Below are 1,349 nucleotides of genomic sequence, written 5' to 3' on the forward strand. Positions count from 1 at the left end.
TCGTTCACAAAAATTGCTGGAGATGGTTTCTTTGTTAGGTAATGCTTTATTAAGTTGATAACTGGCATTATTTTTTACACAAGCTGTATTAATATTGGTCATAATCACTCATCAATAAATATTATAGTAAGATGTCCCCGGAGGGTATGGAATAATATTAATTGAGGTGAATCACCAGAAATATCAAAAATTGCTCATTTTTACTTAAGGAGTCATACAGCAGCACTTAAATCAAAAACCAGCCCAGAGAAGGGCTGGTCAGGAGAGGACGTTAGAACTGATAGGTAATGCCCGTAGCGACGATGTTATCGGTGCGAATATCTACGGCACGGGTAAAGTCGCTTTCATCAATCAGGTTGATTTTATAATCAACATAGGTCGACATATTTTTGTTGAAGAAATACGTCGCACCAACGTCGATATACTCAATCATGTCCTGGTCGCCGTAGCGGCCCAGATCTCTGCCTTTCGATTTCAGGTAAGCGAGTGATGGGCGCAAGCCGAAGTCGAATTGATATTGCGCCACCACTTCAAAACTTTGTGCTTTGTTAGAGATATAACCATCCCCATAGGTGGTCATGTTTAATGTTTCAGCGTAATTAGCTGCAAAGTAGATGTTGTTGGCATCATACTTTATACCTGTGGCCCACAGTTCTGCATTCTTACCGGAGGCATTGAGAGGATTAGCAGCGGCTCTTTCCTGCGCATTTGTCCGATCGGATTTGGTATACACCGCACCGATACCAAAGCCATCATAAACATAAGTTGAGGAGATACCGAAACCGTCACCGTTGGCACGCGTGTAGTCAGCACCATAAAGATGACTGTTGTCAGTACGTTCATTTTTGCCTTGATATTGCGCGGCAAAGTTCAGCCCTTCAATTAAGCCAAAGAAATCGTAGTTGCGATAGGTTGCTACACCGGTGGTACGGTATGTCATGAAGACATCTTTCTGACTCCAGGTATCGCCACCAAATTCTGGCAACATATCGGTCCATGAACCAATGTCGTAGCCGACACCGTAGTTACGACCATAGTCCAGAGAGCCAAATTCACTAATTTTTAAACCTGCATAGGCCAGACGGGTCTTGTTGCCGCGCGAGCCGTTGGCTTCATCGTTATAGCCTTTAAAATCATATTCCCAGTGACCAAAACCAATCATTTGATCATTGATTTGCGTTTCTCCTTTAAAGCCGAGACGAGCATAAGTTTTATCACCATCGTCACGCTTATCATCAGTAAAATAACGTAGAGCGGTAACCTTGCCATAAAGGTCGAGTTTATTACCATCCTTGTTATAGACTTCGGCAGCGTGTGCTACGTTCGCAGCTAACAAACCAGTTACAACC

Annotated in this window: 1 protein-coding gene and 1 pseudogene; both read right to left on the reverse strand. The window is 43.1% G+C overall.

Going from position 1 to position 1,349, the window contains the following annotated elements; translation table 11 throughout:
• A pseudogene (locus E0D98_RS27635) lies at positions 1-108 on the reverse strand (leucine-rich repeat domain-containing protein); the annotation flags it as partial.
• Between the two features lie 163 nt (positions 109-271).
• Positions 272-1,349, reverse strand: a 1,078-nt coding sequence (gene ompC / locus E0D98_RS24275; protein WP_240723769.1) for a porin OmpC, incomplete at its 5' end; no start/stop codon positions are given.

This window comes from Escherichia sp. KCJ4928, assembly GCF_004352695.1.
Classification (GTDB): Bacteria; Pseudomonadota; Gammaproteobacteria; order Enterobacterales; family Enterobacteriaceae; genus ECMA0423.